Genomic DNA, 19,982 nt, shown 5'->3' on the forward strand with positions numbered 1-19,982 from the left:
GGTGACATCCAGCTCTGGCTCGCCGACAGCGGATACCCCCCCCCCGCCGCCTTCGAAGCCCTCACCGCCCTTCCGCTGCTGGTCTCGGTCACCAGCGAAGCCCACCRGGCAGGCCTYCCCGCGAAGCGCCGACACGCCCGCGCCGGCCAGCACGCGATGRCCGCCCGCCTCGCCACCCCAACCGGTCGGGCCCAGTACCGGCAACGCAGTGCCCTGGTCGAGCCGGGATTCGCCCAGCTCTTCCAGCGATTCGGGCGCCACCTCAACTACCGCGGCCGCCCGGCCGTGGACGCCGAGATCAAGCTCCTCGGCACGGTCCACAACCTCAACAAACTGCTCAGCCACACGGCCAGAACTCGCTCTTGACCTTCACCGGGCAGGAGTTGTGCGACAGCCTCGAAGTGATGAAGAGGCGAGCGAGAAACCGGAGAAGTGCCCCATGGATACCGTCACCGAGAGCGCGCTGACCTTCCGTGATGCCGTTGACGCCGATGTGGACGCTCTCGTCGCGCTGATCGAGTCGGCGTACCGGGGTGACTCCAGCCGGACCGGGTGGACCACCGAGGCGGACATCCTCGAGGGGCAGCGGACCGACCCCGAGGGGGTGCGGGAGGTCGTAGAGTCGCCGGACAGCAGGCTGCTGACGGTGGAGCACGAGGGCCGGGTCGTCGCCTGCTGCCAGCTCGAACACCGTGGCGACCACGCCTACTTCGGCATGTTCGCGGTCAGCCCCGAGCTCCAGGGCGCCGGGCTCGGCAAGGCGATCATCGCGTACGCGGAGCGGCTGGTGCGCGAGACCTGGGGCGCGAACGAGATGCACATGACCGTGATCTCGGTGCGCGAGGACCTGATCGCCTGGTACGAGCGGCGCGGCTACCGCCGTACGGGAAGGACCACGCCCTTCCCGTACGGCGACGAGCGGTTCGGCATTCCGCTCCGTGCCGACCTGCGGTTCGAACTGCTGGTCAAGGAACTTGCCTGACGGCCCTCACGCGGTGAACCGGCCGGTGCGCTTGATCTCCGGGTAGTCGGTGGTCGCGCCGTCGAGCCCGAGGGCCCGGACCAGTCTGAGGTGGTCCTGCGTGTTCACCACCCAGCCGATGATCCTCAGGTCCGCCTTGCGGGCCCGCTCGACGATCTCCAGGGTGAGGCGGCGGATGTTCAGGCAGACGGTCGCCGCGCCGGCGCCGACCGCCCGCTCCACGACGTCCGTGCCGTAACGGCTGGCGACGAGCGCGGTGCGCACCCCGGGCACCAGGCGTGCGACCTCGGCGATCGCGTCGTCGTGGAACGAGGACACCTCGATCCGGTCCGCCAGGCCCCGCCGGTTCATCACCTCGGCCAGCGCCCTGGCCGCCTGTACGTCCTTGATCTCGGCCTGCAGCGGTGCGTGGACGGCGTCCAGCACCTCCTCGAAGACGGGGACGTGCTCGCCGCGACCGGCGTCCAGGGCGCGCAGTTCGGCGACGGTCCGGTCGGCGATCGGACCCGTGCCGTCCGTCGTGCGGTCCAGTTCCGCGTCGTGCATGACGACGAGCTCGCCGTCCTTGCTCAGATGCAGATCGAGTTCGATGACGTCCAGGCCGGCCTCCTGGGCGGCGACGAAGGACCGGATGGTGTTCTCGGGCTCGACACCCATGACTCCGCGGTGACCGATGGTGAGGAAGTTCAAGATCCGACTCGCTTCCGTCGACGGCGGCGCAGGGCCGCGTCCCTACGGCCCTCCTGGACCGTATCGCCTGTGCCCGTTCCGTCCAGACGCTGAACATCGTTTCTGAGGAGTGTCGTCCACCCGTGTGATGGGCAGGAAAAAATGCGGTGATGTCCGGGGTGGCGCAGGATAATTTGCGGAGACTCCCCTTGCTGGGAGAAACCCCATACGTATACGGTCGTCGTACGCAGTTTCTTTGGCGGAGGATGGGACATGACGGAAATTCTTGTGCAGGTGGGTGCGGAGAGGAACGTTCCTCCGGTGTCAAGGGTGGTCGAGCACCCGGCATGGCCCGTGCTCAAGGATGCCGTGCAGCGGATCCGGCCCTGGCAGGCGAAGGACGGCTCGATCGACTTCGACGCCGAGGACGCCCCGGCCCGCACCGAGGCCGAGGCCGAGGTGCGCCGGGTGACCGACGCGCTCGACGAGCTGTCCCCGCTGCTCCCGCACGACCGCGCCTACCATGAGGCCCTGGTGAAGGATCTGCGCCGCTGGGCCGAGGGCGGCTTCCAGGTGCCCGACTTCCTCGACTCGCTGCTGGCCTTCCAGCCCGCCGCGGGCCGCGAGGACGGCCTCCAGCACCTGGTCGTCTTCCCGATGTACACGCAGAACGGCAACCCCGACCGCAACCTCGAGGCGGTCGTGCTGCGCATGGTCTGGCCCGACTGGCTGGCCGAACTGGAGCGCACCCGCTACGACAACCCGTTGTTCTGCGGCATCACCTTCGAGGACTTCACCGCGGGCTACGACACCAACTCCGCGGTGCTCTTCCCCGAGACCATCGCCGTGCGCGAGGCCCCCGAGCGGTTCACCTGGGGCGGCATCTTCTGCGACCGCGAGGCCGCCCGCTTCCGCCGCGTCACCGCCGCCGCCGTCGACATCCTGGGCCTGGAGCTGCCCGCGGACGTCGCCGCGATGGTGCACGACCAGAAGCGGTGTGAAGAGGCTTTCGTGCTCTGGGACATGGTGCACGACCGCACTCACAGCCATGGCGACCTGCCCTTCGACCCGTTCATGATCAAGCAGCGCCAGCCGTTCTGGATGTACGGCCTGGAGGAGCTGCGCTGCGACCTCACCGCCTTCAAGGAGGCCGTCAAGCTGGCCGGCGACGGCGTCCCGCAGGCACGTGACGTGCAGGTCGCGGTGCTGTTCGACCGGATGTTCCGCTTCCCGGTCACCGGCGAGCGGGTCCGCAACTACGACGGCCTCGGCGGTCAACTGCTCTTCGCCTACCTGCACAAGCACGATGTCGTCCGCTGGACCGACAACAAGCTCAGCATCGACTGGAACCGTGCCCCCCAGGTCACCAACCAGCTGTGCGCCGAGATCGAGACGCTGTACCGCGACGGCATCGACCGCCCGAAACTCGTCCACTGGTTCGCCGGCTACGAACTGGTCTCCACCTACCTCTCCCCGCACCCGGGATCCAAGTGGGCCAAGGGCCCCGAGGCACTGGACCTGACGCAGCCGCCGCGGAAACTCGTCGATGACGTGCTTCCGGACGAGTTTCCGCTGAGCATGTTCTATGAGGCACTGTCCAAGAAGCTGAAGAACGTGATTGCTTCAACCCGGGGCATCACGGCGGACAGCGCCGAGCGGGTCGCCGCGTGAGCGATCTCATTCACACCACTGCTCAGGAGGCGATGACCATGGGGAACGGGGCGCTCGACGGTGCGGTGATCGCGGTGGCCGGCGCAGGAGGACCCGCGGGGCGCGCGGCACTGCTCAGGCTGGCCGAGGCGGGGGCGACGGTGGTCGGCTCCGACAACGACCCGGAGCGACTGGCGGCGGCCGTGGACGCGGCGCGCTACGCGCACGGCGGCGCCACCGTCACCGGTGACACGGTCGACCTGCTCGACCTGGACTCCACCCGCGAGTGGGCCGCCCGCACCGAAAAGGAGTTCGGCCGGGTCGACGGGTTGGTCCATCTGGTCGGCGGCTGGCGCGGCAGCGAAACCTTCACCAAGACCAAACTGGACGACTGGGACCTGCTGGAGCTGCTGCTGGTACGCACCGTGCTGCACACCTCCCTCGCCTTCCACGAGGCGCTCCAGCGCAGCGACCGCGGCCGGTACGTCCTGATCAGCGCGGCCGGCGCCAGCAAGCCCACCGCGGGCAACGCCGCCTACGCCGCCGCCAAGGCCGCCGCCGAGGCGTGGACGCTGGCCATGGCCGACTACTTCCGCAAGGCGGGGGGCGAGCAGGGGCCCACGTCGGCGGCTGCGATCCTGGTGGTGAAGGCGTTGGTGCACGACGCGATGCGTGCCGACCGCCCCAACGCGAAGTTCGCGGGCTTCACGGACGTCAAGGACCTCGCCGAGGCCATCGCCGGCGTCTGGGACAAGCCCGCCGCGGAAGTGAACGGAACCCGTCTGTGGCTCACCGAGAAGCCGTGAACCCACCCAGGACCGACGCACGTCGTCATCACGACCCGGACGTCCGCGGTTTCGCCAGCGACAACTACGCCGGGGCCCACCCGGAGGTGCTCGCCGCCCTGGCCCTGGCCAACGGCGGACACCAGGTCGCGTACGGCGAGGACGCGTACACGGAGAACCTCCAGCAGGTGATCCGCAGCCACTTCGGCCCCACCGCCGAGGCCTTCCCGGTCTTCAACGGCACCGGAGCCAACGTCGTCGCGCTCCAGGCGGTCACCGACCGCTGGGGCGCGGTGATCTGCGCCGAGAGCGCCCACATCAACGTGGACGAGGGCGGGGCACCGGAGCGGGTCGGCGGCATCAAGCTGCTCACCGTGCCCACCCCGGACGGCAAGCTCACCCCTGAGCTGATCGACCGGCAGGCGTACGGCTGGGAGGACGAGCACCGTGCCATGCCGCAGGTGGTGTCCATAGCCCAGGCCACCGAACTGGGCACGGTGTACACACCGGACGAGATCCGTGCCCTCTGCGAGCACGCGCACGCCCGTGGCATGAAGGTGCACGTCGACGGTTCCCGGCTGGCCAACGCCGCCGCCACCCTGGACGTGCCGATGCGCACCTTCACCAACGCGGCCGGCGTCGACCTGCTCTCGTTGGGCGGAACCAAGAACGGCGCCCTGTTCGGCGAGGCCGTCGTCGTACTGAACCCGGACGGCATCCGGCACATGAAGCACCTGCGCAAGCTGTCCATGCAGCTCGCCTCGAAGATGCGCTTCGTCTCGGTGCAGTTGGAGGCCCTGCTGGCCCGGGACCTGTGGCTGCGCAACGCCCGGCACGCCAACGAGATGGCCCAGCGCCTCGCCGAGGGCGTACGCGCCGTGCACGGCGTGGAGATCCTCCACCCGGTACAGGCCAACGCGGTCTTCGCCCGCCTGCCGCACGACGTGAGCGAGCGGCTGCAGAAGCGCTTCCGCTTCTACTTCTGGGACGAGGCCGCCGGCGACGTCCGCTGGATGTGCGCCTTCGACACGACCGAGGACGACGTGGACACGTTCGTGGCGGCGCTCAAGGAGGAGATGGCGCGCGCGTAGGCACTGCGTGGGTGTGCGGCCGATCGAGAACGCGTTGACTCTCGATCGGCCGCGCTCTTGCGGGTGAACCCCCCGTTCTCGCCCTTCTCGAAGGGGGTTCGTCCGGGCTCAGCGTGCCTCGGCCGCGCGGACCTGTTCCGGCGTCGGGGCCGTTCCGCCGAGGTGCGCCGGCATCCACCAGGTGTCGTCCTGGCCCCTGGGGCGCACCGGGTAGGCGCGCTGCGCGGCCTCCAGCAGCTCCTGGACGCGCTCCCGCACCTGCCGGGTGATCGCGCCCGCGTACTTGTCCCTGGACGCCTCGAGCGCCTCACCGACACGGATGGTGATCGGGGTGTGGCTGCGCTTGAAGTTGCGGGGGTGGCCCTTGGTCCACAGCCGCTGGGTGCCCCACACCGCCATCGGGATCAGCGGTACGCCGGCCTCCTGCGCCAGGCGCGCGGCACCCGACTTGAAGCTCTTCAGCGTGAACGACTGCGAGATGGTCGCCTCCGGGAAGACCCCCACGATCTCGCCGGACCGCAGCGAGTCGAGCGCGTGCGCGTACGCCGTCTCGCCCTGCTTGCGGTCCACGGGAATGTGCTTCATCCCGCGCATCAGCGGACCGGAGACCCGGTGCCGGAACACGGACTCCTTCGCCATGAAGCGCACGAGGCGCTTCTGCGGAAGGGCGGCGAGACCGTTGAAGACGAAGTCCAGGTAGCTGATGTGGTTGCTCACCAGCACGGCGCCGCCCGATCGCGGGATGTTCTCCGAACCCCGGCAGTCGATCTTGAGGTCCCACACCTTGAACAGAGTCTGGGCGAAACCGATCACGGGGCGGTAGACGAGTTCTGCCATGGGTGCGGTGGAACCCTTCCTGTCTCTGCCTGGGTAGGGGGACTCCCAGCCGAAGTTACGCAGCCGTAGGTTTACGGCTCGTCGCTGATGGTGCCCCAAGAACGACCGGCGGACCAGCCCTGACGGCCGCCTGCGGCGAGATTCTTGTCACGTCCACCCCCTTGATCCACCTCGGGCTTTTGCGTCGCCGTTACCCCGCGCGCACTGTCATCCGCCGCAGAAGCAGGTACATCTCGCGGTCCTCCCGCGTCGATGTCCATGGATCACGTGTCCCGTACGGAAAACCCGTACGGGGCGCCGGGGAATCTTTGCGGTCTCGTGAACGCTACGAAGAGTCGATGACCGGACTGACCGGACTGATGGTGTGTGCTGGTGCTCGCGGCGGCGAGTGCCCACGGAGTGCCGCGGCGGCGGCGGAGCGGGAGAGTACGGGTGCGCGGGCGGGACGACGGCAAGCGGCTCCGAGCGCCGGAGCTCGGCGCGGAACTGGGTGAACGCGCCACGCTGGTGCAGTTCTCCAGCGCCTTCTGCGCTCCCTGCCGGGCGACCCGGCGGGTGCTCGGCGAGGTGGCCGGCCTGGTCCCGGGCGTGGCCCATGTGGAGATCGACGCCGAGGCCCACCTGGACCTCGTGCGCCGACTCGAGATCCTCAAGACGCCGACGGTGCTGGTCCTCGACGCCGACGGCCGTGTCGTGCGGCGGGCCACCGGGCAGCCGCGCAAGGCCGATGTGATCGCCGCGCTGGGGGAGGCGGTGTGACGGGGACGCCCCACCGTGGGTCATCTCCCACATCCCGGGACCGACTTGACGGTACGTGGCGCCTGTCGTCAGCCTGACACCATGTTCTCGGAGTACTCGGAACTCCTTCACCCCCGGTGGGTGCCCGCCTCGCCGGAGCTGCTGCGCTCCGTCTTCCGGCAGCACGCGGCGGGCGTGGCGGTGATCACCGCGCGCGGGGAGTCCGGCCCGGTCGGCTTCACCGCCACCTCCCTCGCCTCGGTCTCGGCCGAGCCCCCCTTGCTCTCCTTCGGTGTCGGTACCGGAGGCGCCAGTTGGCCCGCCATCGCCGCGAGCGAGCACGTCGGGGTCCATGTGCTGGGCGAGCACCAGCGGGAGCTGGCGGCCACCTTCGCCAGCCCCGGCGCCGACCGCTTCGGCGCGGCCACCGCCTGGCACGAGGGCCCCGAGGGCGTCCCCGTGCTGGACGACGTCCTCGCCCGGGCGGTGTGCGCGGTGGTGACCCGCGTGCCCGCCGGCGACCACCGGATCGTGCTGGCCGAGGTCCTGCTCGGCGACCACACCGGCTCCGGTCGGCCCCTTGTCCACCATCAGGGCCGTTTCCGCGCACTGCGTGACTGACCTAGTCGGGCTCCCTGCTGCGGGCCCGTCGGGTTCCGGTTACGCTGCGTTGCGAAGGTCACAGTTCAAAGCGCTTGCTCAGCGGGAAAGAACTGGGTGTACTGGCGAGTAATATTTAGTTGGGAAGAGTGCTTCGCCCCGATCGGGAACGGCCGTTTGAGGCGCTTATGCTGCCTGAAGGCAGGCAGCCAGAAATGACGATGCAGTAGGAGAGCCGGCGTGAGCTTGAGGATCGTTGTCACCGTGAAGTATGTGCCCGACGCCACGGGCGACCGGCGCTTCGCCGAGGACCTGACCGTCGACCGCGACGACGTGGACGGYCTGCTCTCCGAGCTGGACGAGTACGCCRTCGAGCAGGCGCTGCAGATTGCGGAGAACTCCGACGACGACGTGGAGATCACCGTGCTGACGGTGGGCCCGGAGGACGCCARGGACGCGCTGCGCAAGGCGCTGTCCATGGGCGCCGACCAGGCGATCCACGTCGAGGACGACGACCTGCACGGCACCGACGCCATCGGCACCTCCCTGGTGCTGGCCAAGGCGATCGAGAAGGCCGGCTACGACCTGGTCATCTCCGGCATGGCCTCCACCGACGGCGTCATGGGCGTGGTCCCGGCGCTGCTCGCCGAGCGCCTGGGCGTGCCGCAGGTCACCCTGCTCTCCGAGGTSKCCCTCGAGGACGGCACCGTCACCGGCCGCCGGGACGGCGACGCCGCCACCGAGCAGCTGCAGGCGTCCCTGCCGGCCGTCGTGTCGGTCACCGACCAGTCGGGCGAGGCCCGCTACCCGTCGTTCAAGGGCATCATGGCGGCCAAGAAGAAGCCGGTGACCGCCTGGGACCTGTCCGACCTCGACCTGGAGGCCGACGAGGTCGGCCTGGCCGGCGCCTACACGGCGGTCGAGTCGGCGGCCGAGCGCCCGGCCCGCAGCGCGGGCACGATCGTCAAGGACGAGGGCGAGGGCGGCMRGCAGCTCGCCGAGTTCCTCGCGAGCCAGAAGTTCGTCTAGAGCCACCAGGCTCGAGCTCGCTTCCCGCCCCCCCGAAATCTTCGCAAGCAGGAGAGAAGAAGTCCCATGGCTGAAGTTCTCGTCTACGTCGACCACGCCGGCGGCGCGGTCCGCAAGCCGACCCTGGAGCTGCTGACGCTGGCCCGCCGGATCGGCGAGCCGGTCGCCGTCGCCCTCGGGGCGGGTGCCGCCGCCACCGCCGGCGTGCTGGCCGAGCACGGCGCGGTGAAGGTGCTGACCCACGAGGCCGCCGAGTACGCCGACTACCTGGTGGTGCCGMAGGTGGACGCCCTGCAGGCCGCGGCCGCGGCCGTCTCCCCGGCCGCGGTGCTGGTCTCCTCGTCCGCCGAGGGCAAGGAGATCGCGGCCCGCCTGGCGCTGCGCCTGGGCTCGGGCGTGATCACCGACGCCGTCGACCTGGAGGCGTCCGAGGCGGGCCYGGTCGCGGTGCAGTCGGTGTTCGCCGCCGCCTTCACCACCCGCTCCCGGGTCTCCAAGGGCACCCCGGTCATCACGGTCAAGCCGAACAGCGCGGCGGCGGAGCCGGCCCCGGCCGCCGGTGCGGTGGAGGCGCTGTCGGTGACCTTCTCCGCGCAGGCCACCGGCACCAGGGTCGTGGCGCGGACGCCGCGGGAGTCGACGGGCCGTCCGGAGCTGACCGAGGCCGCGATCGTGGTCTCCGGTGGCCGCGGGGTGGGCGGCGCGGAGMACTTCGCGGTSATCGAGGCGCTGGCCGACTCGCTGGGCGCGGCSGTGGGGGCCTCGCGKGCSGCGGTGGACGCGGGCTGGTACCCGCACACCAGCCAGGTCGGCCAGACCGGCAAGAGTGTCTCGCCGCAGCTGTATGTGGCCGCCGGCATCTCCGGGGCGATCCAGCACCGGGCGGGCATGCAGACCTCGAAGACGATCGTGGCCATCAACAAGGACGCCGAGGCGCCGATCTTCGACCTGGTCGACTACGGCGTGGTCGGCGACCTGTTCGACGTCGTCCCGCGGCTCACCGAGGAGATCAAGGCCCGCAAGGGCTGACCCCCCCGTACCGTACGAGGCCCCCGCGACCGCACCTCGAGTTCCCGTGGTCGTGGGGGCCTCGGCCTGTCCCGGCACCTCCTGTTCCGGTACGGCGCCGTCTACCCCAAGGTGAGCGACGCCTGCACCGGCAGATGGTCGCTCGGGAACCGGCCGTCCAGGGCGAAGGTGTTGACCGAGGCGCGGTGCACCGTGGCGCCGGGTGTGGTCAGGATCCAGTCGATGCGGGCACCGCCCGGGACCAGCGGCCCGTACCCGTGGAACGTCCCGTAGGGCTCGCCCCGGTCGGCCGCCGCGTCCCAGGTGTCGACGAGGCCGACGCCCAGCAGCGTGTCGTACACCGGGTTCCCGTGGGCGGCGACGTTGAAGTCCCCCGTCACGACCACCGGCAGGGAGCGCGCGAGCCCGGCGACGCGCTCGGCGATCAGGGCGGCGGCCCGCTCGCGTGCGTACTGGCTGGCGTTGTCCAGGTGGGTGTTGAGGACGTAGAACTCCCGGTCACCGGCGCGCAGATCGCGGAAGCGGACCCAGGTGACCATGCGGAGGTGGGCGCTGCCCCAGGTGTTCGAGGCGATCGTGTACGGCGTGTCGGACAGCCAGAAGTGGTCGTACTCCAGCGGGGCGAGCCGGTGGGTGTCGTAGAGGACCGCCATGAACTCGTCGCGGCTGCCGCCCGCCCGGCCGGTGCCGATCCAGCCGTAGGACGGCCCCAGGTCGGCCTCGATGTCGCGCAGTTGCTGGTGGAGGCCCTCCTGGGTGCCGATGACGTGCGGCTGCTCGCGGCGCAGCAGCAGGCGTGTCACGGGTCTGCGGGCGGCCCAGCTGTGGGGCTCCGCCGTACTCGCGAAGCGCAGGTTGAACGACATGACCTCCAGCGGCCGGCCCGGACGTCCCCGGGCCGAGGCGGGCTCGGGAGGCAGCGCTGTACTGGAGAGCGGGAGCGCGACGGAGGCGGCGAGCGCGGTTCTCAGTCCCAGGCGTCGCGTGACTCGGCTGTGGTTCGGCACAGAGGCTCCTTCGCTGGTGCCGTGCGGCGGTTTTCCGGGCGAGTCGGACGGAGGAAGCGCATACAGACAGTGCCAGATGCACGGGGGGCATGCCGAGACGGTGGAGTGGATCGGGGCGCGAGCGGGGCGTAAGACGGTGTTGACCGGTCCGGAGACCGCCCGATAGCTTCGTTCAACGGATTGTTGATTCCGTGCCGCGGAAGATGGGGCGGGTGTGGGATGACCCAGGACCGGCAGGAGCAGGTCGCGACGAGCCTCACGGACGCCGTCGGCGCGGAGATCGGCGCCTTCCTGGCGCCCGTCGACGCCGAACTGGAGCGGCGCTACCCCGGAGACCCCGGCACCCGTCAGCCCGTCCACACCGTCTACGTCCCCGGTGACGCCTTCACCGCCGGGACCCTCCGCTCCTGGGGCGACCAGGCCCTGGCCGCGCTCGACGAACACGCCCCGGACGCAGCCTCGTTCGCCGACGCCATCGGGCTGGACCCCGCACTCGCCGAGGACGTGTACGGTCGCGTCCGCTCGAAGCTGGAGCGCGAGCCCGTCGAGGATCTGCGCGTCGACTTCGAGGACGGCTACGGCAGCCGCCCCGACGCCGAGGAGGACGAGACCGCCGCCCGTGCGGCCCGGCTGATCGCCGAGGCGTACCGGGACGGCACGGCCGCCCCCTGCATGGGCATCCGGATGAAGTGCCTCGAGACCGCCGTGCGCGACCGGGGCATCCGTACCCTCGACATCTTCCTCACCGGCCTGGCCGAGGCCGGCCCGCTGCCCGCCGGGCTGGTGCTGACACTGCCCAAGGTCACTTGTCCCGAGCAGGTCACCGCCATGGTGCGGCTCCTCGAGGCATTCGAGAAGGCGCGCGGTCTCGAGCCCGGCCGGCTCGGCTTCGAGATCCAGATCGAGACCAGCCAGGCCATCCTTGCCGCCGACGGCACCGCCACCGTCGCCCGGATGATCCAGGCCGCCGGGGGCCGCGCCACCGGACTGCACTACGGCACCTTCGACTACAGCGCCTGCCTCGGTGTCTCCGCGGCCCACCAGGCCAGTGACCATCCGGCCGCCGACCACGCCAAGGCCGTCATGCAGGTCGCCGCCGCGGGCACCGGCGTACGGGTCTCGGACGGCTCCACCAACGTCCTGCCCGTCGGCCCGACCGCACAGGTCCACGCGGCCTGGCGGCTGCACCACCGCCTCACCCGCCGCGCCCTCGCCCGTGCCTACTACCAGGGCTGGGACATGCACCCCGGTCACCTGCCCACCCGTTACGCGGCCGTCTTCGCCTTCTACCGCGAGGGCTTCGAGCAGGCCGCCGCCCGGCTCGCCCGGTACGTCGCCCGGACCGCCGGTGACGTCATGGACGAGCCCGCCACCGCGAAGGCCCTCGCCGGGCACCTGCTGCGCGGCCTGGACTGCGGCGCCCTGGACATCGCCGAGGTCACGCGGGCGACCGGCCTCACCCGCGCCGACCTGGAGGGCTTCGCGCCCCCGCGCCGCGGCAACCTGGAGGCATCCGCCCGGTAGCCCCGTCGTCGGCGTCGGCTACATGCGGGGCGGCGACAACGACGCACCGGTGCCCGGGCTCCCGGTCCGCTGAGACCGTACGTACCGCTCCAGACCCGACGCCGTCACCAGGTGCTCCTCGGCGAACACCCGCGTGCCCCGTGCGCACAGCAGCCGGTCGGCACGGGCCCGCGCACTGAACTGTTCGGCGGAGACGCCGAACAGTTCCCGCAACATCCTTGATCCCATGAGGAGTTCGGTGAGCAGGGGGCGCTGCCCGCAGTGGGTGCGCGGGGCTCCGGTGCCGTCGTGGAGGACGCCGTGCCGGTTGACGTAGGCGTGGGCGCCGTGGAGCGGGGTGCCGTCGGGGAGTTCCACGCGGACGTCGGGTGCGGGCAGCCAGGCGCGGTCGTAGTTGCCGTCCGGCAGCGGCACGCCCTCGCTCGCGTCGATCACCGAGAGCTGCTCGGCGTCGAGCCAGATCACGAACAACTCCCGTTCGACACCAGGGGCCCTGACCGGAGAAGCGGACACATAGCCCATCCGGCTCACATGCGCCGAGACACCCACGTCGACACCGGACGCCCGGGCCCGCACCATGGGAACGGGTGAGGCAATTCCGAACAGGGCCAGCTTGTACCGCAATTGGCCGGGGCTGGCGTTGGAACCGAGGGCGAGGACGGGCGCCCGGTCCTCGTGGACCAGGCGGTCCAGCGGCAGCAGCCGGTCCCCGTCGAGCAGCGCCGACTCCCGTGGCCACGGCCCCGGATACAGCAACGGATGCTCACGCGGTGCCTCGGCCAGGCCCAGCGCCCGCAGGGTGCGCCCTGCGGGGCCCGGGTCGCCGGTGCGGTCCTCGGTGGACACCGCGGGCTCAGTCCGCCGGGGGCAGCTCGCCGGAGCCGCGTGTGATCAGCCGGGTCGGCAGCTCGATGCGCTCGGGGGCGAGCAGGGTGCCGTCCAGCTGGCGGAAGAGGCGCTCGGCCGCGGTCCGGCCGAGGGCCGCCGCGTCCTGGGCGACGACCGTGACGCCCGGCTGGAGCAGATCGGCGAGTTCGATGTCGTCGAAGCCGACGAGCGCGACCTGGCGGGACTGCTCGGTCAGGACCCGGATCACGGTGACGGTCACCCGGTTGTTGCCCGCGAAGACCGCGGTGACCGGGTCCGGGTGGGAGAGCATCTCCTCGGTGGCCCGGCGCACCCGCTCGGGGTCGGTGACGCCGAGGGAGATCCAGGCGTCCTCCACCTGTATGCCCGCGTCCTCCATGGCGGCGCGGTAGCCGCGCAGCCGCTCGGACGCGGTGTGGATGCCGGGCATGTCACCGATGAAACCGATCCTCCGGTGCCCGTGGGCGATCAGATGCGCCACGCCGTCACGGGCACCGCCGAAGTTGTCCGAGAGGACGACGTCGGCGTCGATGCGGCCGGCCGGCCGGTCCACGAAGACCGTGGCGACGCCCGCCTTGAGTTCCGGTTCGAGGTACCGGTGGTCGTCACCGGCCGGAATCACCACCAGCCCGTCCACCCGGCGGGCGCACAGCGCCAGCACCAGCTCCTGTTCGCGGTCGGCGTCCTCCGCGCTGGAGCCGTTGATCAGCAGCGCGCCGTGCGCGCGGGCGACCTCCTCGACCGCCCGGCTCAGCGGACCGTAGAACGGGTCCGCGAGATCCTCCAGGACCAGGCCGACACTGGCGGTGCTGCCCTTGCGGAGCACCCGGGCACTGTCGTTGCGGCGGAAGCCGAGGGCGTCGATGGACTCCTGCACCCGGCGCTCCGTCTCCGGCGTGACCCCGGGCTCGCCGTTGACCACTCGCGAGACCGTCTTCAGGCCGACCCCGGCGCGGGCCGCCACGTCCTTCATGGTCGGCCGGTTGCCGTAACGGGACCCTGAGAGGCGGTTGGTGCGACGGGGCGTCTCCGGCACGGTGCGGTGTCCTGTCCTGTCGATCATGGGATGCGTGGATCCATGGGCTTGTATGAGGATGTGGCGTCGAGCATAGGGCCTGGACAACGTTGTCAGGCTCGGGGGACACTGTCCACCGCGCACTCCGGCCCGCAGATCACCGCGAGATCGAGGTGTGGCTCGCCCTGTGTGTCGGTTCCTGGCCGGGCATGGGTCATTTCGGCGCGTTTCTGATGGTTGACGGGGAGATCCGACACTCATGCACACCGACCTCGTGGCTGCGCTCGACATCGGCGGTACCAAGATCGCCGGCGCGCTGGTGGACGGCCGTGGCCGGATCCTGGTCCGTGCCCAGCGGCCGACGCCCGCCGAGGAGGACGGCGACACCGTGATGCGGGAGGTCAAGGCGGTGCTGGCGGAGCTCACCGCGTCCCCGCTGTGGGAGAACGCGGGCGCGGTCGGCATCGGCAGCGCGGGCCCCGTGGACGCCTCGGCGGGCACCGTGAGCCCGGTGAACGTGCCCGGCTGGCGCGACTACCCGCTGGTCGCCGGGGTCCGGGCGGCGACCGGCGGGCTGCCCGTGGAACTGATCGGCGACGGTGTGGCGATCACCGCGGCCGAACACTGGCAGGGCGCCGCCCGCGGCCATGACAACGCGCTGTGCATGGTCGTCTCGACCGGGGTCGGCGGCGGGCTGGTGCTGGGCGGCCGGCTGCACCCCGGGCCGACCGGCAACGCGGGGCACATCGGCCACATCAGCGTGGATCTCGACGGCGACCCGTGCCCGTGCGGCTCACGCGGCTGCGTGGAACGCATCGCGAGCGGACCCAACATCGCCCGACGGGCCCTGGAGAACGGCTGGCGCCCCGGACCGGACGGCGACACCTCCGCCGCCGCGGTGGCCGCCGCCGCCCGGGCCGGGGACCCGGTGGCCGTGGCGTCGTTCGCCCGGGCCGCGCGGGCTCTGGCCGCCGGGATCGCGGCCACCGCGACCCTCGTCGAGATCGACATCGCCGTGGTCGGCGGGGGAGTGGGCAAGGCGGGCGAGGTCCTCTTCGCGCCGCTGCGGCAGGCCCTGGCCGAGTACGCGACCCTGTCCTTCGTCCAGCGGCTCGTGGTGACACCGGCGCAGATGGGCACCGACGCCGGCCTGGTGGGCGCGGCGGCCGCGGCGCTGGCGAAGCGGAAGGCCCCGGCCGCCGCGGGCGTCTGAGGGCGGGCGGCCCCACGCACCACGCCGTATTCCCCGCGCCGCGTGACCCCGAGGCGGTTTCGGCAGTTGAGCCCGGCATGAAGAAGCGCAGCATGCTCGCCATCGCCTCCCTCGCCACCGGCTTCGTCGTCGCGGCCATCACCCCGTCGCACGCGCTCGGTGAGAGCCTCGACGGCCTTCCCGTCGGCGACACCCTCGGCACCCTCGACCAGACCGTCGCCGACGAGAGCCCGGTCCTCGCCGACGACGACCGGGAGGCCAGGGGCTGACGGGCCCACCACGAAATCCACGGCGCCGACGCCTCGGAAGGGGGCGTCGGCGCCGTCGGTGTGCGTTCTCAACTGGGGCTGGTTTCCGTGGCAGGGTGGAGCGGGCAAGCCACAGGGGGCCAACAGAAGAGGGGGAACCGTGATCGTCTGGATCAACGGTGCGTTCGGTGCGGGCAAGACGACGACCGCACGGGAACTGATCGAACTGATCCCGAACAGCACGCTCTTCGACCCCGAGGTCATCGGCGGGGCGCTGGGCCATCTGCTTCCGCCCAAACACCTCGCCGAGGTCGGCGACTACCAGGACCTTCCCATATGGCGTCGGCTGGTGATCGACACGGCGGCGGCGATGCTCGCCGAACTCGGCGGGACCCTCGTCGTTCCGATGACCCTGCTGAGACAGGAGTACCGGGACGAGATCTTCGGCGGCCTCGCGGCCCGCCGCATTCCGGTCCGGCATGTTCTCCTCACTCCGGCGGAAACGATCCTGCGCGAGCGGATAGCGGGCCGGGAGGTCCCACCGGACCTCCCGGACGGCGAGATGCGGGTACGGCAGTGGGCCTACGACCACATCGAGCCGTACCGGGCGGCCCTGGCCTCCTGGCTCACCGCCGACGCCTACCCGGTCGACACCGGCCCGCTGACTCCGTACGCCACCGCCGTCCGCATCGCCGAGGCGGTCGGCAACGGAGAGGTGCCCGCCTGCGACATCGTGCAGACACCCGAGCCGACCGCCGAGACCGTGGCCGCCGGTGTCCTCCTCTTCGACGAGCGGGACAGAGTGCTCCTCGTCGACCCGACCTACAAGCCGGGCTGGGAGTTCCCGGGCGGGGTCGTCGAACCCGGTGAGGCACCCGCGCGGGCGGGCATGCGCGAGGTCGCCGAGGAGACCGGGATCCGCCTCGACGACGTGCCGGCACTGCTCGTCGTCGACTGGGAACCACCCGCGCCGCCCGCCTACGGCGGTCTGCGGCTGCTCTTCGACGGCGGTCGCCTCGCCGCCGCCGACGCCGCGCGGCTGCTGCTGCCCGGCCCCGAACTGCGCGACTGGCGCTTCGTCTCCGAGACGGAGGCCGCCGACATGCTGCCCCCGGTGCGCTACGAGCGCCTCCGCCGCGCCCTGCGGGCACGGGAACGCGGGAAGGCCATGTACCTGGAAGCAGGGATACCGGTCGGCTGAGGAGAGGACGCGGGACGACGGCGGGCCGCTCGGCCCTCGTGGGCTCGGCGGGCCGCCCCGGCCGCGTCCGCTGCCCGCGCGGAGCGTTGCCGCCGCGCGTGTGTCCGGATACGCGCACGGCGGCAACGCGGCGGAACGCCGGACGGGCCCGGCGGGATCAGCTCACGGCGGCCGCGTAGTTGCGCAGGAACAGCGCCTCCGTGACCGACAGCCGCTCCAGTTCGTCGGGGGAGACGCTCTCGTTCACCGCGTGGATCTGGGCCTCCGGCTCGCTCAGCCCGATGAGGAGGATCTCCGCCCGCGGGTAGAGCGCCGCGAGGGTGCTGCACAGCGGGATGGAGCCGCCCTGACCGGCGTAGCTCATCTCCTGGCCCGGGTACGCGACCGCCATCGCGTCGGCCATGGCCCGGTAGGCCGGGCTGGTGGTGTCGGCGCGGAACGCCTGGCCCTGACCGATCTGCTCGGTGCTCACCCGCGCACCCCACGGCGTGTGCGCCTCCAGGTGGGCCTGGAGCAGCTTGGTCGCCTCGACCGCGTCCACACCCGGCGGCACGCGCAGACTGATCAGCGCGCGGGCGCTCGCCTGCACGGACGGGGTGGCGCCGACGACCGGCGGGCAGTCGATGCCGAGAACGGTGACGGCCGGGCGGGCCCAGATACGGTCGGCGACCGTGCCGGAGCCGATCAGGTCCACGCCGTCGAGCACCTTGGCGTCCTTGCGGAACTGCTCGTCGTCGTACTGCAGCCCGTCCCACGTGCTGTCGCCGGCCAGCCCGTCGACGGTCGTGCTGCCGTCCTCGGCGCGCAGCGAGTCCAGGACACGGACCAGGGCGGCCAGGGCGTCGGGGGCGGCGCCGCCGAACTGGCCCGAGTGCAGGTTGCCTTCGAGGGTGTCGACCCGCAGCCGCACGAGTGTCATGCCGCGCAGGGTGGCGGTCACCGTCGGCAGACCGGCGCGGAAGTTGCCGCTGTCACCGATGACGACGGTGTCGGCCACCAGGAGCTCGGGGTGCTGCTCGGCGTACCGCTCCAGGCCGCCGGTGCCCTGTTCCTCCGACCCCTCGGCGATCACCTTGACGTTGACGGGCACACCACCGTTGGCCTTGAGAGCGCGCAGGGCCAGCAGATGCATGAGCACGCCGCCCTTGCAGTCGGCGGCCCCGCGCCCGTACCAGCGGCCGTCCCGCTCGGTCAGTTCGAACGGCGGGGTGTCCCAGCCCGCCTCGTCCAGCGGCGGCTGCACGTCGTAGTGGGCGTACAGGAGCACTGTCTTCGCCCCCTCGGGGCCGGGGAGGTAGCCGTACACCGACTGGGTCCCGTCCGGGGTGTCGAGGAGGGCCACGTCCTGGAACCCCTCGGCGGTGAGCGCGTCCGCGATCCAGCGCGCGGCGCCCTCGCTCTCACTGCGCGGGAACTGGTCGAAGTCCGCCACCGACCTGAAGGCCACCAGTTCGGCGAGCTCCTCCTTCGCCCGGGGCATCAGTGAGGCGACGGTCACGGCGACCGGATTCGACGACATGGGCACGCTCCTTGTGGGTGCGACGTTGTACGGATGCGTACTTTCGTGTGCGGGACGATCATTCGGCACGGGCGAGGCCCTTGTACGGGGCATCCATGCCGTCCGATCCTCCCACAGCGGCCTCGGGTGATCGTCGCCGTAGTATGCGGGAGACAGATGGGGTACCCCCTGCTCGAGCGAAGCCGAGAGCTTGGGGGAGGCAGGCGGCTGGATCGGGAGCAGTAGACCATCGTGAGCAGCGAGAACTCTTCGGCGGACGACGCGCGGCAGGTATGGGACGTCGTCGTGGTGGGCGCGGGACCCGCGGGGGCCTCGGCCGCCTACGCGGCGGCGGTCGCGGGGCGGCGCGTGCTGCTGCTGGAGAAGGCGGACCTGCCGCGCTACAAGACCTGCGGCGGCGGCATCATCGGCCCCTCGCGCGACTCGCTGCCCCCCGGCTTCGAACTTCCGCTGAAGGACCGCGTGCACGCGGTGACGTTTTCCCACAACGGCCGCTTCACCCGCACCCGCCGGTCGAGGCAGATGCTGTTCGGACTGATCAACCGGCCCGAGTTCGACCACCGGCTGGTGGAGCACGCGCAGAAGGCGGGCGCCGAACTGCGGACCGGCGCCGCCGTGCAGCGGGTCGAGCAGCACGGCTCGGCCGTGCCGGACCGCCGCACGGTCGCCCTCGTCCTGCAGGGCGGTGAGACCGTGCTCGCGCGGGCCGTGGTCGGCGCGGACGGAAGCGCCGGCCGGATAGGGGCGCACGTCGGGGTCAAGGTCGACCAGGTCGACCTGGGGCTGGAGGCGGAGATCCCGGTGCCGGAGACCGTCGCCGAGGACTGGGAAGGGCGGGTGCTCATCGACTGGGGTCCGATGCCCGGCAGTTACGGGTGGGTCTTCCCCAAGGGGGACACGCTGACCGTCGGTGTGATCTCGCGACGGGGTGAAGGCGCCGCGACCAAGCGGTACTTGGAGGACTTCATCGGACGCCTCGGCCTCGCCGGCTTCGAACCGAGCATCTCCTCCGGTCACTTGACCCGTTGTCGCACCGAGGACTCGCCGCTCTCACGCGGCCGGGTGCTCGTGTGCGGGGACGCCGCCGGACTGCTGGAACCCTGGACCCGCGAGGGCATCTCCTTCGCGCTGCGCTCGGGCCGGCTGGCGGGGGAGTGGGCGGTGCGTATCGCCGAGGCGCACGACGCCGTGGACACGCGCCGGCAGGCGCTGAACTACGCCTTCGCGGTCAAGGCGGGACTCGGGGTCGAGATGAGCGTCGGCAAACGGATGCTGGCCGCGTTCGAACGGCGTCCCGGAGTGTTCCACGCCGTCCTCACCGGCTTCCGCCCCGCCTGGAGGGCGTTCCGGGACATCACGCGCGGGGCGACGACACTGGGCGAGCTGGTCCGCACCCACCCGATGGCCCACCGCGCCATGACCGCGCTGGACCGGCGCCCCGCGGGCGGCGGGTCCGACTCCGAGGGCGCGTCCGTCAGTTCGTGACCGTGATCCGGAAGACCGGGTGGTCGGGGGCGGACGCGACGATCTCCTCGTCGGAGGACTCGGCGGTGACCCCCTGGAAGTACTGGTTCACCTCCCAGCCCCACTTCTTCAGGTAGGTCCGCAGGACCGGGAGCTTCTCCTCGTCGGGAAGCTCCACCGCGGTGAAGGAGCGGACCTTGCGTCCGACGCGCAGTTCCCCGCCCCCGGCGACGCGCATGTTGCGTACCCACTGGGAGTGACCGCGCGCCGAGACCAGGTACTGCGCGCCGTCCCAGGTGTGCGGGTTGACCGGGATGCGTTGCATCCGTCCACTCGTGCGGCCGCGGACGGACATCTCGGCGGCGCCGGCGAGGCTGACCCCGTGTCGGGCCAGCCGGCCGATGACGCTGTTGAGCCGGACGGCCATGGGACTGCCCTTGCGGTAGTAGGGCGTTGACGACGACATCGGGGACCTCCGGTCGGAATGCCATGGAGAGTGCTGCTCTCTTTTGTG

Annotated in this window: 21 protein-coding genes; 14 read left to right on the top strand and 7 right to left on the bottom strand. The window is 71.5% G+C overall.

Translation table 11 applies throughout. The features are described from left to right. Positions 1-366 (top strand): transposase (locus DIZ27_RS36885; RefSeq protein WP_181383872.1); only part of this gene is annotated, 366 nt, incomplete at its 5' end. Positions 367-439: 73 nt separating this feature from the next. Then, positions 440-982 carry a GNAT family N-acetyltransferase gene (locus DIZ27_RS36890; RefSeq protein WP_109382752.1) on the top strand — a complete coding sequence of 181 codons (543 nt, stop codon included), beginning with the start codon at positions 440-442 and terminating at the stop codon, positions 980-982. A 6-nt stretch (positions 983-988) separates the two neighbouring features. On the opposite strand, the gene DIZ27_RS36895 is transcribed toward DIZ27_RS36890, so the two are convergent. Continuing rightward, positions 989-1,672, bottom strand: a complete 684-nt coding sequence (locus DIZ27_RS36895; protein ID WP_109382753.1) for a glycerophosphodiester phosphodiesterase family protein — start codon at positions 1,670-1,672, stop codon at positions 989-991. Between the two features lie 252 nt (positions 1,673-1,924). On the opposite strand from DIZ27_RS36895, the gene DIZ27_RS36900 reads away from it, so the two are divergent. From DIZ27_RS36900 to DIZ27_RS36910, 3 genes are read left to right on the top strand one after another with little or no spacing between them, the layout of a single operon-like run. Continuing rightward, entirely contained in the window at positions 1,925-3,322 is a 1,398-nt protein-coding gene (locus DIZ27_RS36900; RefSeq protein WP_109382754.1) for a DUF6421 family protein, read from the top strand. A 38-nt stretch (positions 3,323-3,360) separates the two neighbouring features. Beyond that, the gene (locus DIZ27_RS36905) at positions 3,361-4,107 is read left to right on the top strand and encodes an SDR family NAD(P)-dependent oxidoreductase (RefSeq protein ID WP_181383877.1); all 747 of its coding nucleotides are present in this window, start codon (positions 3,361-3,363) and stop codon (positions 4,105-4,107) included. Further along, complete coding sequence (locus DIZ27_RS36910) at positions 4,104-5,177, top strand: low specificity L-threonine aldolase (protein WP_109382756.1); 1,074 nt, start codon at positions 4,104-4,106, stop codon at positions 5,175-5,177. The genes DIZ27_RS36905 and DIZ27_RS36910 overlap by 4 nt, the downstream gene beginning before the upstream one ends. A gap of 108 nt (positions 5,178-5,285) precedes the next feature. Here DIZ27_RS36910 and DIZ27_RS36915 read toward each other — a convergent pair whose 3' ends face one another. Continuing rightward, positions 5,286-6,014: a 1-acyl-sn-glycerol-3-phosphate acyltransferase gene (locus DIZ27_RS36915; protein WP_109382757.1), complete on the bottom strand. Its 729-nt coding sequence runs from the start codon at positions 6,012-6,014 to the stop codon at positions 5,286-5,288. A gap of 372 nt (positions 6,015-6,386) precedes the next feature. Here DIZ27_RS36915 and DIZ27_RS36920 point away from each other — a divergent pair, with 372 nt between their 5' ends. From DIZ27_RS36920 to DIZ27_RS36935, 4 genes are all read left to right on the top strand, one after another. Next, positions 6,387-6,773, top strand: a complete 387-nt coding sequence (locus DIZ27_RS36920) for a thioredoxin family protein (RefSeq protein WP_181383873.1) — start codon at positions 6,387-6,389, stop codon at positions 6,771-6,773. A gap of 81 nt (positions 6,774-6,854) precedes the next feature. Continuing rightward, positions 6,855-7,373, top strand: a complete 519-nt coding sequence (locus tag DIZ27_RS36925) for a flavin reductase family protein (protein WP_109382759.1) — start codon at positions 6,855-6,857, stop codon at positions 7,371-7,373. Positions 7,374-7,592: 219 nt separating this feature from the next. After that, positions 7,593-8,381, top strand: a complete 789-nt coding sequence (locus DIZ27_RS36930) for an electron transfer flavoprotein subunit beta/FixA family protein (protein WP_109382760.1) — start codon at positions 7,593-7,595, stop codon at positions 8,379-8,381. 66 nt (positions 8,382-8,447) lie between these two features. Then, positions 8,448-9,410, top strand: coding sequence for an electron transfer flavoprotein subunit alpha/FixB family protein (locus DIZ27_RS36935; protein WP_109382761.1), 963 nt, complete (start codon positions 8,448-8,450; stop codon positions 9,408-9,410). 101 nt (positions 9,411-9,511) lie between these two features. On the opposite strand, the gene DIZ27_RS36940 is transcribed toward DIZ27_RS36935, so the two are convergent. Further along, on the bottom strand, positions 9,512-10,417 hold the full coding sequence (locus tag DIZ27_RS36940) for an endonuclease/exonuclease/phosphatase family protein (protein ID WP_109382762.1): 906 nt from the start codon (positions 10,415-10,417) through the stop codon (positions 9,512-9,514). 219 nt (positions 10,418-10,636) lie between these two features. Between DIZ27_RS36940 and DIZ27_RS36945 the strand changes: the two genes are divergently transcribed. Continuing rightward, the gene (locus DIZ27_RS36945; RefSeq protein ID WP_109382763.1) at positions 10,637-11,941 is read left to right on the top strand and encodes a DUF6986 family protein; all 1,305 of its coding nucleotides are present in this window, start codon (positions 10,637-10,639) and stop codon (positions 11,939-11,941) included. An 18-nt stretch (positions 11,942-11,959) separates the two neighbouring features. Here DIZ27_RS36945 and DIZ27_RS36950 read toward each other — a convergent pair whose 3' ends face one another. Further along, a complete protein-coding gene (locus DIZ27_RS36950) occupies positions 11,960-12,787 on the bottom strand; it encodes a hypothetical protein (protein ID WP_109382764.1) in 828 nt (275 codons plus the stop codon). A 7-nt stretch (positions 12,788-12,794) separates the two neighbouring features. Continuing rightward, positions 12,795-13,871 (bottom strand): LacI family DNA-binding transcriptional regulator, encoded by a 1,077-nt coding sequence (locus DIZ27_RS36955; RefSeq protein ID WP_181383874.1) that lies wholly within the window; start codon positions 13,869-13,871, stop codon positions 12,795-12,797. 211 nt (positions 13,872-14,082) lie between these two features. On the opposite strand from DIZ27_RS36955, the gene DIZ27_RS36960 reads away from it, so the two are divergent. The 3 genes from DIZ27_RS36960 (at position 14,083) to DIZ27_RS36970 (ending at position 16,485) form a co-directional block, all read left to right on the top strand. Further along, positions 14,083-15,036 (top strand): ROK family protein, encoded by a 954-nt coding sequence (locus DIZ27_RS36960; RefSeq protein ID WP_109382765.1) that lies wholly within the window; start codon positions 14,083-14,085, stop codon positions 15,034-15,036. 77 nt (positions 15,037-15,113) lie between these two features. Beyond that, a complete protein-coding gene (locus DIZ27_RS36965) occupies positions 15,114-15,305 on the top strand; it encodes a hypothetical protein (protein WP_109382766.1) in 192 nt (63 codons plus the stop codon). 139 nt (positions 15,306-15,444) lie between these two features. Continuing rightward, positions 15,445-16,485 (top strand): NUDIX hydrolase, encoded by a 1,041-nt coding sequence (locus DIZ27_RS36970; protein ID WP_109382767.1) that lies wholly within the window; start codon positions 15,445-15,447, stop codon positions 16,483-16,485. 157 nt (positions 16,486-16,642) lie between these two features. On the opposite strand, the gene DIZ27_RS36975 is transcribed toward DIZ27_RS36970, so the two are convergent. Then, a complete protein-coding gene (locus DIZ27_RS36975) occupies positions 16,643-18,004 on the bottom strand; it encodes a dipeptidase (RefSeq protein WP_109382768.1) in 1,362 nt (453 codons plus the stop codon). 231 nt (positions 18,005-18,235) lie between these two features. On the opposite strand from DIZ27_RS36975, the gene DIZ27_RS36980 reads away from it, so the two are divergent. After that, complete coding sequence (locus tag DIZ27_RS36980; protein WP_109382769.1) at positions 18,236-19,489, top strand: geranylgeranyl reductase family protein; 1,254 nt, start codon at positions 18,236-18,238, stop codon at positions 19,487-19,489. Here the strand turns inward: DIZ27_RS36980 and DIZ27_RS36985 are convergent. Then, a complete protein-coding gene (locus tag DIZ27_RS36985) occupies positions 19,479-19,934 on the bottom strand; it encodes a nitroreductase/quinone reductase family protein (protein ID WP_109382770.1) in 456 nt (151 codons plus the stop codon). The genes DIZ27_RS36980 and DIZ27_RS36985 overlap by 11 nt on opposite strands. Between the last annotated feature and the right edge of the window lie 48 nt (positions 19,935-19,982).

The organism is Streptomyces sp. NWU339, assembly GCF_003143855.1.
Taxonomy (GTDB): domain Bacteria; phylum Actinomycetota; class Actinomycetes; order Streptomycetales; family Streptomycetaceae; genus Streptomyces.